Origin of the sequence: Micromonospora palythoicola, assembly GCF_036689795.1 — a bacterium.
Lineage (GTDB): Bacteria > Actinomycetota > Actinomycetes > Mycobacteriales > Micromonosporaceae > Micromonospora > Micromonospora palythoicola.
Window position 1 is genome coordinate 79,910 of record NZ_JBAGKI010000018.1, and the last position, 19,292, is coordinate 99,201.

Sequence of the window (19,292 nt, forward strand, 5' to 3'; positions counted from 1 at the left end):
GCGCGCGACGGGCAGTGATCGGGTAGGACTGTGCGCATGGCTCTGCATGTGCGCGGTGTGCTCCTGCCCGACGACGAGGTACGCGACCTGTGGCTGGTCGGCGACCGGGTCACCTTCGAACCGGTGCCCGGCGCGGAGACGGTCGCCGACGGCGGTTTCATCCTGCCCGGCCTGGTGGACGCGCACTGTCACATCGGCATCGCCCGGGGCGGTGCGCCGATCACCTCGCTGGACCAGGCGCGCGCGTTGGCGCGGACCGACCGGGACGCCGGTGTCCTCGCGCTGCGGGACGCGGGCTCGCCCTTCCCGTACCCGGAGTTGGACGACGAACCCGACCTGCCCCGGCTGGTCCGGGCCGGCCGGCACGTGGCGCCGCCCAAGCGGTACCTGCGCGACATCGGTGTCGAGGTGGGCGCCGCCGAGGTGGCCGCGACGGTGACGGAGCAGGCCGCCGCCGGCAACGGCTGGGTGAAGCTGGTCGGCGACTGGATCGACCGGGGCGTCGGCGACCTGGCACCGGCCTGGGACGCCGACACGATGACCGCCGCCGTGGCCGCCGCGCACGCCGCCGGGGTACGCGCCGCCGTGCACACCTTCAGCGAGTCGGCGGTGGAGATCATGGTGCGGGCCGGGGTCGACTCGGTCGAGCACGGCACCGGGCTCAGCCTCGACCTGATCGACCTGATGGCCCGGCAGGGCACCGCGCTGGTCCCCACGATGATCAACATCCGTACCTTCGGCCACATCGCCGACCAGGCCCGGGCCAAGTTCCCCGGGTACGCCGACCACATGCTCGCCCTGCGCGACCGCTTCCCGCAGGTGGTGCGGTCCGCGTACGAGGCCGGTGTGCCGATCTACGTCGGTACCGACGCCGGTGGCGGCATCGACCACGGCCTCGCCGTCGAGGAGATGCTCCTGCTGCACGAGCAGGCCGGCATGTCCGCCCTGGACGTGCTCGCGGCCGCCTCCTGGGGGGCGCGCGCCTGGCTCGGTCTCCCCGGCCTCGTCGAAGGCGGCCTGGCCGACCTCGCCATCTACCCCCGAGACCCCCGCCAGGACCTCAACGCCCTCCGCACCCCCACCCGCCTCATCCTCCGCGGCCACCCCCTCCCCTGAACCCCCGCCCGCCGCCCGCCCGCCGCCCGCCGCCCGCCCGCCCGCCGCCCGCCCGCCCGCGGTGATCAAGAAGTTTGAGTCGGGTTCCGAGCCCCCAGGCGACGCAAACTTCTTGATCATCGAAGGCAAGCGGGCGGAGGGGTGGTGGGTTGGGCGTGGGCGGCGGGGACGGGCGCATAGGATGTGCGGTCATGGCGCGCGTGCTTACTCCCCGGGCAGAGGATTTTCCTCGCTGGTACCAGGATCTGATCGCCAAGGCGAAGCTGGCCGACAACGGGCCGGTGCGAGGGACCATGGTGATTCGACCGGCCGGTTATGCCATCTGGGAGCGGATGCAGGCCGAGATGGACGACCGGATCAAGGCCGCCGGGGCGGAGAACGCGTACTTCCCGCTGTTCATCCCGGAGAGCTACCTCAAGCGTGAGGCCGAGCACGTCGAGGGTTTCTCGCCGGAGTTGGCCGTGGTCACCCACGGTGGCGGCAAGCAGCTCGCCGAGCCGGTGGTGGTGCGGCCGACCAGCGAGACGGTCATCGGCGAGTTCATGGCCAAGTGGATCGACTCCTACCGTGACCTGCCGCTGCTGCTCAACCAGTGGGCCAACGTGGTCCGCTGGGAGCTGCGCCCCCGGGTGTTCCTGCGGACCAGCGAGTTCCTCTGGCAGGAGGGGCACACCGCGCACGCCACCCGTTCCGACGCCCGGGCCTACGCCCGCAAGATCCTGCACGAGGCGTACGAGGACCTGATGGTGAACGTGCTCGGCATCCCGGTGGTGGTCGGGCTCAAGACCGCCCGCGAGCGGTTCGCCGGGGCGACCGCCACCTACACCTGCGAAGGCATGATGGGCGACGGCAAGGCGCTCCAGTTGGGCACCAGCCACGAGCTGGGCCAGAACTTCGCCAAGGCGTTCGACATCAGCTACTCCTCGGCCGAAGGTGGCCGGGAGCACGCCTGGACGACCTCCTGGGGCACCTCGACCCGGATGCTCGGCGGCCTGATCATGTGCCACGGCGACGACAACGGGCTGCGGGTGCCGCCGAGGCTGGCGCCGACCCAGGCGTACGTCATGGTGGTCAAGGACGGTGACGGCGTCACCGAGGCGGCGACCAAGCTGCGCGATGCGCTGCGGGACGCCGGTGTCCGGGTGGCGCTCGACGACCGCACCGACACTCCGTTCGGCCGCCGGGCCGTCGACGCCGAGCTGCGCGGCTATCCGGTACGCGTCGAGGTCGGTCCCCGTGACCTGGCCGCCGGCAACGCGGTGGTGGTCCGGCGTACCGACGGCTCGAAGGCGCCCACGCCGGTGGCGGACGTGGTCGGTGCGGTGCTCGCCGCGCTCGACGCTGACCAGCGGGCGCTGCACGACCAGGCGCTGGCCTTCCGCGAGTCGCGCACGGTCGACGTGGCGACCCTCGACGAGGCGCTGGAGGCGGCAACCACCGGCTGGGCCCGCGTCCCGTGGTCCGTGGTCGGCGTCGACGGCGAGGCGAAGGCCAACGCCCAGGGCGTCACCGTCCGCTGCCTGACCCGCGCCGACAACTCCGTCCCCGACACCGAGACCGAACCCGACCTGATCGCCACCCTCGCCCGCGCCTACTAACCCACCCCACCCCACCCCCACCCCTCATCCCGCGCCGATCTTGCACTTCCTGCCGGGCCGAATGCCGTCAAAGCGGGCGTATCGGCGACCGAAAGTGCAAGATCGGCGGAGGGTGGGGGTGGTGGGGTGGGGCGGTAGGGTCGGGGTGTGGGGTTTGAGCCGGGTCGGGTGGTCGTGCACCGCAATGTGCGGCGGGGGCGGGTCGGCTGGGTACGGCCGGCGCGGGTGGTCAGCGACGACGAGCGGGGGTTGCTGCTCTGGGTCGCCGAGGGCACGCCGGTGGCCGGCGAGGTCAACGAGGCCGGGCTGGGCATGCGGGCGGTGCCCTTCCGGGAGTGGCTGACCCCGACCTACCGGCTGGCGCAGGGCCGCTGGAACGGCCCACCCTTGTTGAAGTTCCTGCCCACGGGCGCGGCCCACTCGGTCTGGTGGTTCCGTGACGTGCGGGGCCGCTTCGCCGGCTGGTACGTCAACCTGGAGGAGCCGGGGGTCCGGTGGGACGACGGCGGTCTGGCCGGCGTGGACATCGTCGACCAGGATCTCGACGTGTGGGTCCGGCCGGACCGCGGCTGGGAGTGGAAGGACGAGGACGAGTTCGTCGAGCGACTGGCCTTCCCGGAGCACTACTGGGTGACCGACGAGGCGGCGGTGCGGGCCGAGGGCAAACGGGTGATCGCACTGGCCGAGGCGGGGGTCTTTCCCTTCGACGGCACCTGGTGCGACTTCACCCTGCCGCCGCACTGGACCGCTCCCGACCGCCTGCCGGAGGGCTGGGACCGGCCACCGGTGCGCTGACCGGCGGGGGTGTCGTTCGTCACGCAGGGTCCGCCCGGGGTGACGTCTGCCGGTGCGGTGTGAGTGTTCCGGCGGGGATCTGGCAGAATGGCTGGCTGGTATCCGGCGCGTGTCCGGCGCCCTCTAACCCGGGCGCGTCGCCAGTCCACCCGAGCGGTCTCCGGCCCAACCCCACTGTGCCGGTTGGCGCTCACCCGTGCACACCGCCCGTACCGGGTCGGTGAGATCGCAACAGGAGCGAAACAACCGTGGCCGTAAAGATCCGGCTCCTGCGGATGGGCAAGATCCGCAACCCGCAGTACCGCATCGTCGTCGCCGACTCGCGCACCAAGCGCGACGGCCGAGCGATCGAGTTCGTCGGCATCTACCAGCCGAAGGAAGACCCTTCGGTCATCGAGGTCAAGTCGGAGCGGGTCCAGTACTGGCTGTCCGTCGGCGCCCAGCCCAGCGAGGCGGTGCAGCGGCTGCTGGAACTGACCGGTGACTGGCAGAAGTTCAAGGGCCTGCCGGCCCCGCCGCCGCTGAAGGTCGCGCCCGAGCGGGCCGACCGCAAGGCGGCCTACGAGGCCGAGGCGAAGGCCGCCGCGGGTGTGGCCGACACCCCGGCGAAGCCGGCGAAGAAGGCCGCCAAGGCCGCCGAGGCCCCGAAGGCCGAGGAAGCCCCGAAGGCCGAGGAGCAGCCCGCCACGGACACCGGCGAGCAGGCCTGACATGGCGCTGCGGCCGGCGTTGGAGCACCTGGTCAAGGGCATCGTCGACCACCCCGACGACGTGCGCGTCCGGATGGTCGACTCCCGGCGAGGGAAGCGGCTGGAGGTCCGGGTGCATCCCGAGGACCTGGGCACCGTGATCGGGCGGTCCGGCCGGACCGCCAAGGCGCTGCGCCAGGTGATCGGCTCCATCGGTGGGCGCGGGGTACGCGTCGACATCGTCGACTCGTACTGATGCAGCTCATCGTCGGCAGGATCGGTAAGCCGCACGGCATCCGCGGTGAGGTCACCGTGGAGGTGCGTACCGACGAGCCCGAGACGCGGTTCGCCCCCGGCATGGTGCTCGTCACCGTGCCGGGGGCGAACGCCGCCCAGCCCGCGCCGGACGGTCCCGGCGTGCCGTTCCGGACGCCCGACACGCTGACCGTCGAGTCCGCGCGTCGGCATCAGGGGCGGCTGCTCGTCGCCTTCGACGGGGTGCTGGACCGCGACGTCGCCGAGGCACTGCGGGGCACCCTGCTCGCGGTGGACAGCGCCGACGTCGACCCGCCGGAGGATCCGGAGGAGTTCCACGATCACCAGTTGGTCGGGCTGGCCGTGGTCACGCCGACCGGCGAGCGGTTGGGTGAGGTGGCCCGGATCGACCACGCTCCGGCCTCCGACCTGCTGGTGCTGCGGCGTCCCGAGGGGCGCACGGCGCTGATCCCGTTCGTCAAGGCGATCGTCTCCGAGGTCGATCTCGCCGGTGGCCGGGTCGTGGTGGATCCACCCGGCGGCCTGCTCGATCTCTAGCTGGCGGAGCAGCCTGATGCGCGTCGACATCGTGTCGATCTTCCCGGAGTACTTCGCCCCGCTGGACCTGTCGCTGATCGGCCGAGCGCGGGCCAACGGCACGCTGCGGCTGGCCGTACACGACCTGCGGGGCTGGACCCACGACGTGCACCGCACCGTCGACGACACCCCGTACGGCGGCGGACCCGGCATGGTGATGCGGCCGGAGCCGTGGGGCGAGGCGTTGGACGCCCTGGCACCGGCGGAGCTGACCCCGCCACGGCTGCTGGTGCCGTCGCCGGCCGGCGTGCCGTTCACCCAGGCGATGGCCCACGAGCTGGCGGCCGAACCGCACCTGCTGTTCGCCTGCGGCCGGTACGAGGGCATCGACCAGCGGGTCCTCGACCACGCGGCGACGCGGATGCCGGTCACCGAGGTGAGCCTCGGTGACTACGTGCTCTTCGGCGGCGAGGTCGCGGTGCTGGTGATCCTGGAGGCGGTGACCCGGCTGCTGCCGGGGGTGCTCGGCAACGCCGGTTCGCTGGCCGAGGAGTCCCACGCGCACGGGCTGCTGGAGGCGCCGATGTACACCAAGCCGGCGACCTGGCGCGGACTGCCGGTGCCGGAGGTGCTCCGCTCCGGCGACCACGGCCGGATCGCCCGCTGGCGTCGTGACGAGGCGCTGGTCCGCACCGGTCGCCGCCGGCCGGACATGCTCACCGGGCTGGATCCGCAGCGCCTGGACAAACGGGACGTGGCGGCGCTGGACCGGGCCGGATTTCAGGTGCCCGGACCGGATGTGGCAAAGTAGGGGGGTTGCCGCAGTCGTCCGCGCCCGTGGGCGGCTGCGAGGATCTCCGACCGGGGCCGGTTCGTCCGGCCACCACCCGGGGATCAGTATCACCCATCCGCGCGCCGAGTGACGGTGCGCCGTGAGCCTCACGAGGACACAGCGATGAACATCCTGGACGCCCTTGACGCCCAGTCGAAGCGCACCGACCTGCCCGACTTCCGTGCCGGTGACACCGTCAAGGTGCACGCCCGGGTGGTCGAGGGGGCCCGGTCCCGGGTCCAGATCTTCCAGGGCGTCGTCATCCGCCGCCAGGGTGCCGGGCTGCGCGAGACCTTCACCGTCCGCAAGCTCAGCTTCGGCGTCGGCGTCGAGCGGACCTACCCGATCAACAGCCCGGCGATCGACCGGATCGAGGTAGTGGTTCGCGGTGACGTCCGCCGGGCCAAGCTCTACTACCTGCGTGAGCTGCGGGGCAAGAAGGCCAAGATCAAGGAGCTGCGCGAGAAGCAGCCGAGCTGATCTCGCACCGCGCCACGCCGCCCGAGCTGCGCGTATGCCGTACCGGCCAGTCCGCACTACCCTGGTCGTACGGGCGCAGCGCGGCGGTGACCCGCCTCCTGTGTGGCGGGTGACCTCCACTACCGCCCGGGGAGCCTCGACGAGGTTCCCGGGCGGTAGTTGTTTCTGCGGACCGGGGAGTGAGCGTGGTACAGGCGCTTGACGACAGCGGCGCGGCCGATCCGTGGCGCCGGCGCACCCGGCGCGGTAAGCGGCAGATGCCGCTCTGGCAGGAGTTGCCGCTGCTGCTCATCGTCGCCTTCTGCCTGGCGGTGCTGATCCGTACCTTCCTGCTCCAGGCGTTCTTCATCCCCTCCGGGTCGATGGAGGACACCCTGCTCGTCGGCGATCGGGTCGTGGTCAACAAGGTCGTCTACAACGTCCGGAACCCACAGCGCGGCGAGGTCGTGGTCTTCCGGGGCACCGACCAGTGGGTTCCGCAGGTGGACGTGCAGCCGCCCACCAGCTTCGCCGACAAGCTCGGCCGCACCGTCGGCGACCTGGTCGGCGTCGGTCGGCCCGGCGAGAAGGACTTCATCAAGCGTGTCATCGCGCTGCCCGGGGACCGGGTGAGCTGCTGTGACGACCAGGGACGGGTGCTGGTCAACGGCACCCCGTTGGACGAGTCGGCGTACGTGCTGCGCGACTCGCCGCTCGATCTCCCGCCGAATCCGCAGGAGTGCCGTTCCCGCCGGTTCGAGGAGATCGTGGTCCCGCCCGGTCAGATGTTCGTCCTCGGCGACCACCGGCAGGTCTCGCAGGACGCGCGGTGCCAGGGCACGGTGCCGATCGACAACGTGGTCGGGCGGGCGTTCGCGGTGGTCTGGCCGTCCGACCGGTGGCATTCGCTGCCGATCCCCGACACCTTCGCCACCGTCGCACCGCCACCCACCGCCGGGGCGGCCCCGGTACGCCCCGACCCCGACGGAGGTGTCGTCCTGCTGATCCCGATTGCGGCCACACTTTCCGTTCTCGCGCGTTCCGGACGGTGGCGCTCGGTCGGGCAACGTAGGCTCCTCCCGTGATTGACGAGCAGACCGACAAGCCGCGCCACTCCTTCTGGAAGGAACTGCCCATCCTCCTCGGGGTGGCGATCCTGGTCGCGGTACTGGTACGTGCCTTCGTACTGCAGACCTTCTTCATCCCCTCGCCGTCGATGGAGAACACTCTCAAGATCGACGATCGGGTACTTGTCAACAAACTCGTCTACCACACCCGTTCGCCGCACCGCGGTGAAGTGATCGTCTTCAAGGCGCCGATGGAGTGGAGTGGCAATCCGGCGGGGGAGGACTTCATCAAGCGGGTGATCGGTGTCGGCGGCGACCGGGTGGTCTGCTGCGACGACCAGGACCGCCTGCTGATCAACGGAACCCCGCTCGACGAGCCGTACATCTTCTCGGTCGACGGGCAGCGGGACAAGCCGGCGGACCAGGAGTTCGACGTGCGGGTGCCCGAGGGTCGGCTCTGGGTCATGGGTGATCACCGGTCCGCCTCCGGTGACTCGCTGGAGCACTACCAGCAGTCCGGGCAGAACATCGAGGCCGCCACCATCCCCGAGGACGACGTGGTGGGGCGCGCCTTCACCATCTTCTGGCCGTTCGACCGGGCGAGGATCCTGACCGTGCCGGACGAGTTCGAGGCCATCCCGAGTCCCTGACCAGGGTCGGTGCCGTCGGTGAACGGGTGCCCACCCGTCCGGGACAGCGCGGCGTGGGCGACGTCGCGGGCATCTGGCAGTCTGGTGCGGTGACCGTCTACACCCCGAGGTGTGCCGCTCGCGTCCTGCTTGTCGACGCGGCCGGTCGGTTGCTGCTGTTCCGCGGCTTCGACCCCGCCCGTCCGGAACACGGCCGGTGGTGGGTCACCCCAGGTGGAGGACTCGACCCGGGGGAGACGTACGCCGAGGCCGCGATCCGCGAGCTGGCCGAGGAGACCGGGCTCCGGGTGAGCGCGGCCGAGGTCGGTCAACCGGTGCACGCCGACGTCATCGAGTTCTCCTTCGGCGGCGTCCGGTACCGGCAGGAACAGCGGTTCTTCCTGGTCCGGGTGACGGCGCACGAGGTCGACACGGCGGGGTTCAGCGAGGTGGAGCGGGGCAGCGTCGACAGTCACCGGTGGTGGTCGGCGGACGAGTTGCGGGGCACCCGGGAGCGCTGCTACCCAGCTGACCTAGCCGAGGTTCTGGCCCGCGCGTTGGGCACGACGGCTGTCATCGAGGGACGGGCATGCTGACTCCGCCACGCACCGTGGTACGCCGGGAGGCCGGGCTCTACGCGTTGGAGCGGGCCCTGCAACGGCGCGGCTTCCGGCATGTCGCCGGTGCCGACGAGGCTGGCCGAGGTGCCTGCGCGGGGCCGCTGGTCGCCGCCGCCGTGGTGCTGCCGGAGGGCCGCCGGGGTGAGATCGACGGGCTGGCCGACTCCAAGTTGCTGACCCCGGCCAGTCGGGAGCGGATCCACGACGAGGTCGTCGAGCGCGCGCTGGCGTACGCGGTGGTGGTCGTCCCGGCCGAGGAGGTCGACGCCCGGGGACTGCACGTGTGCAACCTGGCCGCGATGCGCCGAGCGCTGGCGTCGCTCGCGGTCCGGCCGGAGTACGTGCTGACCGACGGGTTCGGCGTGGACGGCCTCGGTGCGCCCGGGCTCGCGGTGTGGAAGGGCGATCGGGTGGCCGCCTGCGTGGCGGCGGCGAGCGTGCTGGCGAAGGTCACCCGGGACCGGATCATGGTTGACCTGGACGCCGAGCATCCCGGCTACGGGTTCGCCGAGCACAAGGGGTACATCACCGCCGAGCACACCGCCGCGCTGCGGGAGCGCGGGCCGTGTCGGGAGCACCGTTACTCGTACGTCAACGTGGCCACCGTCTCCGGGCTCGACGGCCGGCCACCCCGCTCGCGGCGACCGCTCGGCGCAAGCCGGGACGAGCCGATGGGGCGCTCGGGCGCCGTAGGGGGTACCGTCGGCGTGGCGTTGGGCGAGCAGCCTCGGCCTCCGGCGCCGGTGGGGGAAGATGTGGTCATGGAAGGCGGAGTGCGATGAGCGCGGAAGATCTCGAGAAGTACGAGACCGAGATGGAGCTCCAGCTCTACCGGGAGTACCGCGACATCGTCCGTCAGTTCTCCTACGTGGTGGAGACCGAGCGCCGTTTCTACCTCGCCAACCAGGTCGACCTGCACGTCCGCAACTCCGACGGCGAGGTCTACTTCGAGGTGGAGATGCACGACGCCTGGGTCTGGGACATGTACCGGCCTGCCCGGTTTGTGAAGAATGTCCGGGTGATGACGTTCAAGGACGTGAACGTGGAGGAGTTGGAGAAGCCGGACATCTCTCTGCCCGCCGACTCCGGCTTCGGCGGCTGACCCCGCGTACCGCCGCAGCGACGACGGCCCCCACCCGCCGCGCGTCCGGCGTCCACAGTGCACCCGGTTGTACGTCAGTGCCCGGCGGCCTCCGGCCGCCCGACGAACTCGAACATCGTCGCGCCGGCCGGCCGCTGTCGCGGCGGACCGAGTAGCCGGTGCGCGCCCACGCCGACCCCCTCCGCCGGGGTGCTGACCGAGACCTGCTCGAACCCTTCCGCGACGAACCAGTCGCAGATCGTCGGTACCAGGTCCGGCTCCCATCGCCCCCGGGTCCAGACGACGGTGCCGCCGGTGGCGCAGAGCCAGGCGCAGTGGCCCACCACCGCGCGTACGTCGGCATCGGAGATGTTGCCGAAGATGCCGCACGCCAGCACCAGGTCGGCCGGGACCATCCCGACGTAGGCGTCGCTGTCGGCCGCGTCGCCGCAGCTCACCTCGACTCTCGACAGTCCCGCCTGGCGGACGGCGGCGCGGGCCAGCTCCACGTTGCGGGGCTCCTGCTCGACCAGCAGGGCGGTCACGTCGCCGCCACGCGGGTGGGTCGCCAGCACGGGGATCAGATCCCGGCCCTGCCCGGCGCAGAGGCTGACCGCCCGCAGCGAACCGGCCGGCGCCTCGTCCAGGGCGGTGCCGATCCGCCGGCGCACCTCGGTCAGCCGCCGCGACAGCGACGAATCCGGGTCCTCGTAGTGGTGGTGCCAGGCGTACCAGTCGCGGGTCACGTCCTGAGCCTAGGCGACCCTCGTCTATAGCAGATCGACCAGTTCACCGCGGACTGTCCACAGGCCCCCCCGTCGTCCACAGGTGGGCCGTCCGGGGTGGTGCCGGGCGATGGCTCCGGCCAGGCTCGACCGCATGCGGCCTCGGATGTCGATACTCGGCGGACTCACGACGCTCCTGCTGCTGGCCCCGACCGGCCTGGCAGGCGGTGCGGCCCGGGCAGGTGGTCGGCCGCCCGCGCCGCCCTCGTCCGCCGCACCGGACGGTTGGTCGCCCCCGTCGGGCGGCTGGTTCCGCACGCTGACCGCAGCGCAGGCGAGGGACACCCCGGGCATCGGCGGTGGCGGCCCGTTCCGGTGGCCGGTCGACGGTGTGCCGCAGGTCGATGGAGGCGGCCCGTTCCGGTGGCCGGTCGACGGTGTGCCACGACCGGTCCGCCGGTTCGACCCGCCGCCCCGACCGTGGCTGGCCGGTCATCGGGGAGTCGACCTGCTCGCCCCGGTCGCCGCCACCATCCGGGCGGCCGGTGCCGGCACGGTCCTGTTCGCCGGCATGGTCGCCGGCCGGCCGGTGGTCACCGTGGGCCACGCCGACGGCCTACGGACCACGTACGAACCGGTCCGACCGACCGTCACGGTGGGCGCGGTGGTGTCGGCCGGTACGCCTCTGGGCACGTTGCGGCCCGGGCACGCCGGCTGTCCGGCCACCGCCTGCCTGCACTGGGGACTGCGCCGGGGCGAGGACTACCTCGACCCGCTGGCCCTGCTCGGTCTCGGACGGGTCCGACTGCTGCCCGTCGGCGACCTCACCGTCGCCGCGGTGCGTCCGCTCACCGCTGGGCGAGCAGACCGGGCAGCCCGACCGCCAGTCGCTGGTACTCCTCGGGCACGTTGTAGACCTGGCCGCACAACCGCAGCCAGCCGCGACCGTCCCAGGTCGTGACGGCGACCTGGGCGGCGAGCCGCTCCGCCATCCGGGACTGCAACGCCCGGGCACCGTCCAGGGTCGTGGCGAGCCCCGCCGGCAACGGCACGAGCCGCATGGCGACCGTCGGTCCGCCCGGGTCGGGCAGGTCGGCCGGTGGCACGCCGAGCGCGTCCCCCACCACCCGTTGCCCGTACGCGGCCAGTCCGGCGTTGTGCGCGCGTACCCGGTCGACGCCGAGGCTGCGCAGTGTGTAGAGCCCGGCCGGTGCGCTCAACCAGGCCGTGTAGTCCGAGGTGGCCTGCCACTCCAGGCGGGCCGGGAAGCCCGAGTCCTGTTCCCAGGAGACGACAAGCGGCTCGATCCGGTCCCGCCACGGTGCCGACACCACCAGCACGGCGGTGCCGCGCGGTGCGTACCCCCACTTGTGCAGGTTGCCCACCCAGAAGTCGGCGCCGATGCTGCGCACCGACGCCGGCAGCATGCCGGGAGCGTGTGCGGCGTCGACAAGCACCGGGACGCCGTGCTCACCGGCCACCCCGACGATCGCGGCGACCGGGAACAGCCGGGCCGTTGCCGAGGTGAGCTGGTCGACCACCAGCAGCCGGGTCCGGCCGGGCCGCAGCCCGTCCCGGACGATCTGCACCACCTCGTCGTCGGTGGCGGTCAACGGCACCCGCAGGACCCGGTGCGTGGCCCCGGTGCGGCGGCACTCCCGGCGGATGGAGTAGGCCACGGCACCGTAGCCGTGGTCGGTGGTGAGCACCTCGTCACCGGACCGCAGCCCCAGGGACTGGAGCACCACGGCGGCGCCGGTGGTGGCATTGGTGGTCAGGGCGGCGCCCTCGGGATCGGCACCGAGGAAACCCGCCAGGTGCCGGCGAGTGTGCGCGATCCGGTCGACCAGGCCCTGCGTGAAGAACCGCAGCGGGTCGGCCTCCATCTCGTCGCGTAGCCGTTGCTGGGCGCGCTGCGCCACGATCGGCACCGCCCCGAACGAGCCGTGGTTGAGGTGGCTTACCGCCGGGTCCAGAGAGAAGAGCAGACGGGCGCCCGCGATCGGCTCGGGCGGCGGCGGGACGCTCACCCGATGATCGTAGCCGTCGGGCTCGGTGTGCCCGTGGTGCTGCCGCCGTCACCGGCCGGGACGGGGAGCAGCGGGCACGGTCCGGGACGGCGGCCCGCCGCCGGGAGATCGTGCGTGGCGCGGAGGCACCCGTGCCGCCTGTCGTCAGGCGCGCGGGTGGGCCTGGCGGTAGGCGGCTCGGAGCCGTTCCACCGAGACATGCGTGTAGATCTGGGTGCTGGCCAGCGAGGAGTGCCCCAGCAGTTCCTGCACCGCCCGCAGGTCCGCGCCGCCTTCGAGCAGGTGGGTCGCGGCGGTGTGGCGCAGCGCGTGCGGGCTGGTCCGGGGCAGCCCCGCCGCCTCGGCGTGATCGCCGACGATCCGACGAGCCATGGTCGGATGCAGCCGGCCACCCCGGGCGCCGAGCAGCAGCGCGTCCCGGGATCCGGGGACCGCCAGCATTGGCCGCCCGTGCCGCAGCCAGTCGTCGAGGGCGCGTTGCGCCGGCAGGCCGTACGGCACCGTCCGCTCCCGCCCACCCTTGCCGCGTACCCGGACGACCCGCCGATCCTGGTCGACGTCGGCCGTGTCGATTCCGCACACCTCGCTGACCCGTACCCCGGTGCCGTAGAGCAGTTCGAGCAGTAGCCGGTCGCGCAGCCGTACCGCCTCGCCGGCGGCGGATGGGTCTTCGGCTGACGGCGGGGGACCGGCGACGGCTGCCGGACCCCCGGAGACGGGTGTGGCCGCGGGGTGGGCGGGTCTCTCGACGAGCAGGGTCGCCTGCTCGGGACGGAGCACCGTGGGAAGTGTCCGGCGCGGTCGAGGGCTGGCCAGCGTGGCGGCGACGTCCGTGGGCAGCAACCCGTGCCGGTGCGCCCAGGCGCTGAAGGTCCGGGCCGCGGCGGCCCTGCGGGCCAGCGAGGTGCGGGCAGCGCCGGTGGTGCGCTGCCGGGCCAGCCAGCTGCGTACCGTGTCGAGGCTCAGGTCGGCCACCTCGGTGCAGCCCATCCGCCCAGCATGATCCAACAGCGACACCAGATCGGCGACGTACGCCCGCACCGTGTGTGCCGAACGGTTGCGGACCGAGGCCAGATATCCCGCGAACTCGTCCACCGCGTCCCGCAGGGGTGCCGGCAGCGCGTCGTGCATCGCCTGGGTGCCGTTGGCGGCCGGCACGTGCCCGCCCATCCCGCCCATCCTGCCCACGAGATCCACCCTACGGTCGGCCTGCCTGGACGGCGAACAGGTGGCCCGCCGGGCGGCACCCGATGATCAAGCGGAAGGTGGAGCGTCACCGCCGATCGGCCTGCCCACCGGCACGACCGGGCCGGGTTGGGTCGGCGCGTTCGGGCCGGGTCGGGCCGGCGTGCCCGGTCGGCTCGGCGGGACCAGGGCGTAGCCGTCCTCCCGGCGGACCACCAGGGCCAACTCCTCCAACAGCGGCAGTTTGCGCAGCACCGTGCGAACGGCAAGCCCCGCCCGCACGGCGAGGGCGTCCACATCGACGCGGCCGCGTCGCGGCATCGCCTCCACGATCGACCGGGCGTCGTCGTCGAGCAGGTCGGCGGGGCGTTCGGGCCCGCGCGGCACCGGGGCCAACTCGCCGATCCGACCCACCTCCTCCAGCACGTGGGCCAGGCCGGTCACCAGTCGCGCCTCCAGGTGCTCCCGAAGCAGCTCGTGGGCACCGACCGACATGGCGGACGTGACCGGGCCCGGCACCACCATCGCCGGACGACCCAGGGCGATGGCCCGTCGGGTGGTCTGCGTGGCGCCGCTGCGGGCCGCGGCCTCGACCAGCACCGTGCCCCGGGTACCCGCCGCGATCACCCGGTTGCGGATGAGAAAACGGGGACGCAGCGGCTCCGCGCCCGGCGGCCACTCGCTGACCAGCAGACCGGTGTCGGCGATCCGGTCGAACAGCGCCGCGTTGCCCATCGGGTAGGCGCGGTCCACCCCGCAGGCGAGCACGGCGACGGTGCGCCCACCGGCGTTCAGCGCCCCACGATGCGCGGCGGCGTCGATGCCGAACGCGCCGCCGGAGACGACGGTCCAGTCCCGGTCGGCCAGGCCGTAACCCAGATCGGTCGCGACGTGGGTGCCGTACGCCGTGGCGGCCCGAGACCCGACCACCGCCACGGACCGGTCCAGCGCCTCCGCCAGCGGCCACGAGCCGCGTACCCAGAAGCAGAGCGGCGGTGCGGTCTCGACATCCACCCGGCGGCGGGTGTCGGACAGGCGGAGCATACGCAGCTGTTCCACCGTCTCCGGCCATTCGTCGTCGCCGGGGATGACGATCCGGACACCGAGTCGCTCGGCGCGGCACAGGGCCGCGGCGGCGATCGCCCTGGCGTCACCGCCCCGGCTGCGCGCCGCCACCGACTCGCGCAGCGCCTGCTGGGGTGCTCCGCCGTCCAGCAGCAGGTCCAGCGCGCCCACCGGGCCGAGCTCATCGACCAGCGCGTGCACCGACCGGGTGCCCGGCTCGGCCAGCCAGGTCAACGCCACCCGTGCCAGGGTCAACTCCTCGTGGCTGCTCATGTGCCCTCTCCCGTCCTGAGCGTGATGGCCTCGCCGACGTCTCCCGCGTCCGGCCGGGCCCGTCCGTCGAGGTCGGCGATCGTCCAGGCGAGTCGGACGACCCGGTCGAAGCCACGGGCGGAGAGCGAACCGGAGTCGAGCCGGGACCGCAGATCGGCGGTGACGCGGTTGGGCAGCCGCCACGGTGCCCGACGTAGCTGCGGGCCGGGTATCTCGGCGTTGAGCCGCCGACCCAGCGGTGCCCAACGTGCGGCCGCCGCCGCACGTGCCGCCACCACCCGCCCGGCGACCACCGTGGAGGATTCGTGGCTGGTCGACTCCATCAGCTCGGCGGCGCGCATCGGAGGCAGCCGCACCTGGAGATCGATCCGGTCGAGCAGCGGACCGGAGAGCCGGCCGAGGTAACGACGGCGGGCCTGCGGAGCACACTCGCAGCGGTCGTCGCCGGCCGGGTTCGCACACGGACACGGATTGGCCGCGAGGACCAGCTGGGCGCGGGCCGGATATTCGGCGCTGCCTCGGCTGCGGGTCAACAGCACCCGGCCGTGCTCCAACGGCTGACGCAGCGCCTCCAGCGCCGCCTTGCTGAACTCCGGTGCCTCGTCCATCAGCAGTACCCCCCGGTGGGCGAGCGAGATCGCACCGGGGCGGGCGAGCCCGGACCCGCCACCGACGATCGAGGGGACGGTCGCGGTGTGATGAGGTGCCTGGAACGGCGGACGCCGGATCAACCGGCCACCCGCCGGCAACAGGCCGGCGATCGAGTGCAGCGCGGTGACCTCCAGGGCCGCCTCGTCGTCCAGTTCCGGCAGGATCGACGGCAGGCGTTCGGCGAGCATCGTCTTGCCCGCACCCGGGGGCCCGATCAGCGCCAGGTGATGCCCACCGGCGGCGGCGATCTCCAGCGCCCGTCGACCCAGCCCCTGGCCGGCTACCTCGGCCAGGTCGGGCCCGGGTGCGGGCGGCGGCGGAGCGTCGACCGGTGGCTCGATCAGCGGTCTGCCGTCGCGGACGAAGGCGACCAACCGGTGCAGGGTGTCGACGCCGCGGACCAGCAGGCCGGGCACGACCGCCGCCTCGGCGGTGTTGCCGGCCGGGACGATCACCCGTCGGATGCCGGCCTTCGCCGCCGCGGCGACCATCGGCAGTACGCCCCGGACCGGTCGCACGGTGCCGTCCAGGCCCAGTTCCCCGAGCACCGCCACGCCGTCCAGCGGCAGCAGCGGAAGCTCGCCGGAGCCGCCGAGCAGCGCCACCGCGATCGCCAGGTCGAACGCCGAACCGAATTTGGGCAGGGTGGCCGGTAGCAGGTTGAGGGTGATCCGGCGGTTCGGCCACCGTTGGCCGGAGTTGACCACCGCGGCCCGGACCCGGTCGCGCGCCTCGTGCAGGGCGGTGTCGGGCAGGCCGGAGATCACCACTGCGGGCAGGCCGGCGGCGAGATCCACCTCCACCTCCACCAGCTGTCCGGTCACTCCGACCAGACCGACGCAGAGCACCCGGGCGTAACTCACCGCGTCACCTCGGCGCGTGCGGTGCCGCGACACGGCCCCAACGCACCGGGCCGACCGGTCCGGCCGCTGCGCCCGCTCACCGGAAGGCGTCCTTGACGTGCTCGACCCGCGCCCGGCCGAGGCGGGGCAGCAGCACCGAGATGACGTCGAAGCGCACCTCGTCGGCGGTGGTGCCGGTGGCGGCGAGCCAGGCGGCGGCAAGCCCCCGCAGCCGGCGGGCCTTGCGCGGCACCACCGCCTCGGCGGGGCTGCCGAAGGTGGCGGTCCGCCGCGTCTTCACCTCGCAGAAGGCGAGCACCGGCCCGTCCCAGGCGATGATGTCGATCTCTCCGGAGCGGCAGCGCCAGTTGCGGGCCACCGGGCGTAGTCCCGCCTCGATGAGGTGCCGCACGGCGCAGCGTTCCCCGTAACCGCCGATCGCCTGGTTCCGCTTGGTCATGACCGGCACACTGCTCCGGGCCGGGACTCGCGGCGACCCCGCCGTGGTGGCCTGTGGACAACCGAGGGTGTTGTGGACGACCGGACGATCATGCCCCGGATGTGCTAGCGCGACCTTTTTGGGCTGGTCAGGTGCGGGGTCGAATGGCGTACCAACCGCCTGTCGCATACGGTGCCGGGCGTGGACGGACGACGCAGTTTCGCCGACGACCAGGAGCCCCGCTGGTATCCGGGCGACCATGACCGTGGCTACACCGACCCGCAGTGGCGTCCGGCGGAAGAGGGGCGCCACCCCGGCGACGAGCCCCGCGCGGTACCCGAGCAGCGCGGTGACGACGACGACCGGTACGGCTCGCCGCGGCGGGCGGCGCTGACGGACCCGCTCGGCGATGTGGCGGGGGAGCCCGAGCGCTACCGGGCGTCGCGTTCCCGCCGAACGGAACCGGCGGGACCGGACGTCTCCGGTGAACTGCCGGTCGACCGCCCGGGCCGGCGTGCCGCGTACGAGGTGGGCCCGACCAGCGGCGGAGCGCCGTTGTCCACGGATCCGACCCGCGCCGTGCTGGCCGGATACCCGATCGTCGAGGCCAAGCGCGGACCGGAGGCGACCAACCCGCTGGAACAGCCGACCGGCCCGGTGCCGTCGGTGGCACCCCGGACGGAACCGCCGGTGGGCGAGGTACCGCCCGGTCCCGCCGAAGCCGTGCCCGGTCACCCGGCGGCTGGCCATCCGGCACCCGGTCCACCGGCGGGCGGCGTGCTGCCCGGGGACGGTGTCTACCGGACCCGGCGGCCGGTGCTCGCGGTGCTGTTCGCGGCGCTGGTCGTGATCTTCGAGGTGCCGGCGGCGCGGGTGCTGCTGCACGGCGCGACCGCCGATCCGGTTGCCGCCGGGGACGTGCTGGCCGGCACATTCCTGGTCTGTGGGCTGCCGATCTTCGCGGCCGGCCTCTACGGGCTGCGGACGACCGGGTTCTCCCTGCTCGACGGCGCGCGGGGCTGGCTGCGACCGCCGACGGCCTACCTCACGGTCGGCCTGGCGCTCTTCCTGGTGGCCGCGCTCGCCGCCGGCTGAGGAGGTCGGGCCACCGGCCGCGCGCCGCCGAGGGCGGCGGGGCGTAGCCGGCGGCGGACGGTGGCCTGGCCGCCGGCCGCACGCGGGTCGGCCGCCGGTGGCTGCACGCGGGTCGGCCGCCGGTGGAGCGGAGTCTCACCGCACCCGGGCGTGGCACGGTCGGGAGAGCGCGTACACTGGTCAACCGGCGACCGCCTCGTGCGGTCGACCTCGCGTGCCCTCCTCACGAGTCGTCGTGCGGCGGCGGCCTCCCTGGTCCCGACCCCGGTCGGGCCCACCATGGTCGACGACCGGGCACCAGGACGCCCGGCCGCCGGCCGGGCGGGACAACCAGGGACCGCAAGGAGTACGAATCATGGCCGTCGTGACCATGCGTCAGCTGCTGGAGAGTGGTGTTCACTTCGGGCACCAGACCCGGCGGTGGAACCCGAAGATGAAGCGTTTCATCTTCACCGAGCGCAACGGCATCTACATCATCGACCTGCGCCAGACCCTCGACTACATCGAGAAGGCGTACGACTTCGTGCGCAACACGGTGGCCGAGGGCGGCAGCATCCTGTTCGTCGGCACGAAGAAGCAGGCGCAGGAGGCGATCGCCGAGCAGGCGACCCGCGTCGGCCAGCCGTACGTCAACCACCGCTGGCTCGGCGGCATGCTCACCAACTTCCAGACGGTGTACAAGCGGCTGCAGCGGATGAAGGAGCTCGAGGCCCTCGGTGACCTCAGCGGCACCGCAGCCGGCTACACCAAGAAGGAGACCCTGCAGCTCTCCCGCGAGAAGATCAAGCTGACCCGTACCCTGGGCGGCCTGCGGGACATGCAGAAGCTCCCGGCCGCGGTCTGGGTGGTCGACACCAAGAAGGAGCACATCGCCGTCGACGAGGCCCGCAAGCTGGGCATCCCGGTGATCGCCGTGCTCGACACCAACTGCGACCCGGACGAGGTCGACTTCCCGATCCCGGGTAACGACGACGCGATCCGCTCGGCCGAGCTGCTGACCAAGGTCGTCGCCGCCGCCGTGGCCGATGGCCTGATCGCCCGCTCCGGCCGTCGCCGGGGCGGCGACGAGAAGCCGGAAGCGGGTGTCGCCACCGACGAGCCGCTGGCCGAGTGGGAGCGCGAGCTGCTCGAGGAGCCGAAGAAGGCCGACGAGCAGCAGCCGGCCGCCGAGCAGCCCGCGGCCGAGCAGCCCGCCGCCGAGCAGCCGGCCGCCGTCTCCGGCCCGTGACCGTACCGCCGTGCGGGGCCCCCCCCCACCCACCGCGGGGGCCCGGCGGCGGGGGGCCCCGCGCCCCCCACACCGCCCCCC

At 73.0% G+C, this 19,292-nt stretch carries 21 protein-coding genes and 1 pseudogene; 16 read left to right on the forward strand and 6 right to left on the reverse strand.

Translation table 11 applies throughout. From position 1 onward, the window contains the following. The first annotated feature begins 36 nt into the window (after window positions 1–36). The 13 genes and pseudogenes from V5O40_RS11155 to V5O40_RS11215 all read left to right on the forward strand — a co-directional run bounded on the left by V5O40_RS11155 (window position 37) and on the right by V5O40_RS11215 (window position 9,699). Window positions 37–1,116, forward strand: a complete 1,080-nt coding sequence (locus tag V5O40_RS11155; protein ID WP_332905363.1) for an amidohydrolase family protein — start codon at window positions 37–39, stop codon at window positions 1,114–1,116. A 191-nt stretch (window positions 1,117–1,307) separates the two neighbouring features. Beyond that, entirely contained in the window at window positions 1,308–2,714 is a 1,407-nt protein-coding gene (gene proS / locus V5O40_RS11160; protein WP_332905364.1) for a proline--tRNA ligase, read from the forward strand. A 147-nt stretch (window positions 2,715–2,861) separates the two neighbouring features. Beyond that, window positions 2,862–3,509, forward strand: coding sequence for a DUF402 domain-containing protein (locus tag V5O40_RS11165; RefSeq protein ID WP_332905365.1), 648 nt, complete (start codon window positions 2,862–2,864; stop codon window positions 3,507–3,509). Window positions 3,510–3,757: 248 nt separating this feature from the next. Next, the gene (gene rpsP, locus V5O40_RS11170) at window positions 3,758–4,219 is read left to right on the forward strand and encodes a 30S ribosomal protein S16 (protein ID WP_164445711.1); all 462 of its coding nucleotides are present in this window, start codon (window positions 3,758–3,760) and stop codon (window positions 4,217–4,219) included. Window position 4,220: 1 nt separating this feature from the next. Next, window positions 4,221–4,454 carry an RNA-binding protein gene (locus V5O40_RS11175; RefSeq protein ID WP_013732101.1) on the forward strand — a complete coding sequence of 78 codons (234 nt, stop codon included), beginning with the start codon at window positions 4,221–4,223 and terminating at the stop codon, window positions 4,452–4,454. Then, the gene (gene rimM / locus V5O40_RS11180; protein ID WP_269739395.1) at window positions 4,454–5,011 is read left to right on the forward strand and encodes a ribosome maturation factor RimM; all 558 of its coding nucleotides are present in this window, start codon (window positions 4,454–4,456) and stop codon (window positions 5,009–5,011) included. Before V5O40_RS11175 ends, rimM begins: the two co-directional genes overlap by 1 nt. A gap of 16 nt (window positions 5,012–5,027) precedes the next feature. After that, window positions 5,028–5,801, forward strand: coding sequence for a tRNA (guanosine(37)-N1)-methyltransferase TrmD (trmD, locus tag V5O40_RS11185; protein WP_332905366.1), 774 nt, complete (start codon window positions 5,028–5,030; stop codon window positions 5,799–5,801). A 144-nt stretch (window positions 5,802–5,945) separates the two neighbouring features. Next, complete coding sequence (gene rplS / locus V5O40_RS11190; protein ID WP_093401691.1) at window positions 5,946–6,302, forward strand: 50S ribosomal protein L19; 357 nt, start codon at window positions 5,946–5,948, stop codon at window positions 6,300–6,302. A 185-nt stretch (window positions 6,303–6,487) separates the two neighbouring features. Then, window positions 6,488–7,353: pseudogene (gene lepB / locus V5O40_RS11195) on the forward strand (signal peptidase I). Between the two features lie 9 nt (window positions 7,354–7,362). Continuing rightward, a complete protein-coding gene (lepB, locus tag V5O40_RS11200) occupies window positions 7,363–7,998 on the forward strand; it encodes a signal peptidase I (protein WP_332905367.1) in 636 nt (211 codons plus the stop codon). A gap of 26 nt (window positions 7,999–8,024) precedes the next feature. Then, entirely contained in the window at window positions 8,025–8,573 is a 549-nt protein-coding gene (locus tag V5O40_RS11205; RefSeq protein WP_408631856.1) for an NUDIX hydrolase, read from the forward strand. After that, the gene (locus V5O40_RS11210; RefSeq protein WP_332905368.1) at window positions 8,567–9,379 is read left to right on the forward strand and encodes a ribonuclease HII; all 813 of its coding nucleotides are present in this window, start codon (window positions 8,567–8,569) and stop codon (window positions 9,377–9,379) included. The genes V5O40_RS11205 and V5O40_RS11210 overlap by 7 nt, the downstream gene beginning before the upstream one ends. Further along, a complete protein-coding gene (locus V5O40_RS11215; protein WP_007075222.1) occupies window positions 9,376–9,699 on the forward strand; it encodes a DUF2469 domain-containing protein in 324 nt (107 codons plus the stop codon). Before V5O40_RS11210 ends, V5O40_RS11215 begins: the two co-directional genes overlap by 4 nt. Before the next feature lie 74 nt (window positions 9,700–9,773). Here the strand turns inward: V5O40_RS11215 and V5O40_RS11220 are convergent, their stop codons facing one another. Next, entirely contained in the window at window positions 9,774–10,424 is a 651-nt protein-coding gene (locus tag V5O40_RS11220; protein WP_332905369.1) for a class I SAM-dependent methyltransferase, read from the reverse strand. Between the two features lie 181 nt (window positions 10,425–10,605). Between V5O40_RS11220 and V5O40_RS11225 the strand changes: the two genes are divergently transcribed. After that, on the forward strand, window positions 10,606–11,364 hold the full coding sequence (locus V5O40_RS11225) for a murein hydrolase activator EnvC family protein (RefSeq protein ID WP_408631859.1): 759 nt from the start codon (window positions 10,606–10,608) through the stop codon (window positions 11,362–11,364). Here V5O40_RS11225 and V5O40_RS11230 read toward each other — a convergent pair. The 5 genes from V5O40_RS11230 to V5O40_RS11250 all read right to left on the reverse strand — a co-directional run bounded on the left by V5O40_RS11230 (window position 11,252) and on the right by V5O40_RS11250 (window position 16,909). Continuing rightward, on the reverse strand, window positions 11,252–12,433 hold the full coding sequence (locus V5O40_RS11230; protein WP_332905371.1) for an aminotransferase class V-fold PLP-dependent enzyme: 1,182 nt from the start codon (window positions 12,431–12,433) through the stop codon (window positions 11,252–11,254). The genes V5O40_RS11225 and V5O40_RS11230 overlap by 113 nt on opposite strands. Before the next feature lie 144 nt (window positions 12,434–12,577). Further along, window positions 12,578–13,591: a tyrosine recombinase XerC gene (locus V5O40_RS11235; RefSeq protein WP_408631860.1), complete on the reverse strand. Its 1,014-nt coding sequence runs from the start codon at window positions 13,589–13,591 to the stop codon at window positions 12,578–12,580. A 96-nt stretch (window positions 13,592–13,687) separates the two neighbouring features. Further along, window positions 13,688–14,956 carry a DNA-processing protein DprA gene (gene dprA / locus V5O40_RS11240; protein ID WP_332905372.1) on the reverse strand — a complete coding sequence of 423 codons (1,269 nt, stop codon included), beginning with the start codon at window positions 14,954–14,956 and terminating at the stop codon, window positions 13,688–13,690. Then, window positions 14,953–16,470 (reverse strand): YifB family Mg chelatase-like AAA ATPase, encoded by a 1,518-nt coding sequence (locus tag V5O40_RS11245; RefSeq protein WP_332905373.1) that lies wholly within the window; start codon window positions 16,468–16,470, stop codon window positions 14,953–14,955. Before V5O40_RS11245 ends, dprA begins: the two co-directional genes overlap by 4 nt. 76 nt (window positions 16,471–16,546) lie before the next feature. Beyond that, window positions 16,547–16,909 (reverse strand): YraN family protein, encoded by a 363-nt coding sequence (locus V5O40_RS11250; protein ID WP_332905374.1) that lies wholly within the window; start codon window positions 16,907–16,909, stop codon window positions 16,547–16,549. A 180-nt stretch (window positions 16,910–17,089) separates the two neighbouring features. On the opposite strand from V5O40_RS11250, the gene V5O40_RS11255 reads away from it, so the two are divergent. After that, the gene (locus V5O40_RS11255) at window positions 17,090–17,983 is read left to right on the forward strand and encodes a hypothetical protein (RefSeq protein WP_332905375.1); all 894 of its coding nucleotides are present in this window, start codon (window positions 17,090–17,092) and stop codon (window positions 17,981–17,983) included. Between the two features lie 355 nt (window positions 17,984–18,338). After that, window positions 18,339–19,211 carry a 30S ribosomal protein S2 gene (rpsB, locus tag V5O40_RS11260; RefSeq protein ID WP_332905376.1) on the forward strand — a complete coding sequence of 291 codons (873 nt, stop codon included), beginning with the start codon at window positions 18,339–18,341 and terminating at the stop codon, window positions 19,209–19,211. Window positions 19,212–19,292 lie beyond the last annotated feature (81 nt).